Source organism: Enterobacter sp. PP-008-ECC_S150 (assembly GCF_045257065.1).
GTDB classification, from domain to species: domain Bacteria; phylum Pseudomonadota; class Gammaproteobacteria; order Enterobacterales; family Enterobacteriaceae; genus Enterobacter; species Enterobacter chengduensis.
The window spans coordinates 1-1177 of record NZ_JBJHHG010000062.1; the positions used below are offsets into that span (position 1 = coordinate 1).

Consider the following 1177-nt stretch of genomic DNA (forward strand, 5'->3'; position numbering starts at 1 on the left):
CACGAGTATTGAGCATAGTCGAGATTGGTGCAGATCACTTCTGATATTGAACTGTCAGGAGCTGGCTGCACAACAGCCATTACGCCCAATCAACTGGTGCAGTCGTCTTCTGAAAATGACAATCGTGCCACCGGCTCCAGGTCTTATCGAACAGCTCAGACACATGGTCCAAATGCTGGTCGATCCGTTCGGCCAGTTTTTCGATGGCCTCTTGCTTGAGCTTGTCACTTTCCCTGAACTCGATGTTCAAGGCCCTGGCCACCTGGTTGAGGTTCCGGCCGATAGCTCCAAGCTGCCGGCACGATTCCCGTACGGTGTTCACTTCTTCATCAGTGAGGACCGGCATCCGGTTCAACGACCGCAGTCATTTCTGTACCTAAACAGTCCTGCGAATATGTGAGTTTTGACCTAATGAGCCACAAAAACTCATTTTCGCCCACGATAATTTTTCTACTTCCTTTCTTTGGAATGCTCATTTCAATATTCACATAACGTCGCTATCAATCGCGGAAAAGGCGTAGTGCGCGAAGCGAACGAAGCTTTTTGCCGTCGATTGCATAGCTTTGTTAACCCTTTTTCCAAATTTGATAGCAATAGTTAATGTTTGAAGTAAAGTGTTGCTCAAAAACAACTTCGAAGGTATTTGGAATACTCGGGAAGAAAACATCCCCCTCTGGCTCGATGTCGATCGTCGATAAGTGGAGCGTAGAGGCCATGGGTAATGTTTCTCGGTAAATTTCTCCGCCACCAGACACTATAACGTGACCGGTGAATTCAGCTAGCCTGTCCATGGCCTCTTCGATTGACTGAAATACAACTACATTGTCATCATTTGATGTCCAACCTGAGCGGGTAACGACCGCGTATTTCCTATTGGGGAGTGCGCCCATAGATTCAAACGTCTTGCGACCCACCAGAAGCCACTGATTGTAGGTCAATGCTTTAAAAAGTAGCTGCTCCCCTTTCGCGGACCAGGGTATGTCTGGACCGCAACCAATCACGCCGTTTTTCGCTTTCGCAGCCATCAATGATACTTTCAAGGTTCTCATCCTGGGTTAACTTTGTTTTAGGGCGACTGCCCTGCTGCGTAACATCGTTGCTGCTCCATAACATCAAACATCGACCCACGGCGTAACGCGCTTGCTGCTTGGATGCCCGAGGCATAGACTGTACAAAA

General features: G+C 48.3%; 2 protein-coding genes. Both read right to left on the reverse strand.

Going from position 1 to position 1177, the window contains the following annotated elements; genetic code table 11:
• Positions 1 to 79: 79 nt before the first annotated feature.
• Positions 80 to 346, reverse strand: coding sequence for a plasmid mobilization relaxosome protein MobC (mobC, locus tag ACJBF3_RS25985; RefSeq protein ID WP_001144737.1), 267 nt, complete (start codon positions 344 to 346; stop codon positions 80 to 82).
• A gap of 220 nt (positions 347 to 566) precedes the next feature.
• Entirely contained in the window at positions 567 to 1040 is a 474-nt protein-coding gene (gene dfrA14, locus ACJBF3_RS25990) for a trimethoprim-resistant dihydrofolate reductase DfrA14 (RefSeq protein ID WP_004201280.1), read from the reverse strand.
• Positions 1041 to 1177 lie beyond the last annotated feature (137 nt).

What these genes read in the sequence shown, in the direction of transcription:
- mobC (WP_001144737.1), bottom strand. Translation starts at nt 346, where the DNA reads ATGCCGGTCCTCACTGATGAAGAAGTGAACACCGTACGGGAATCGTGC.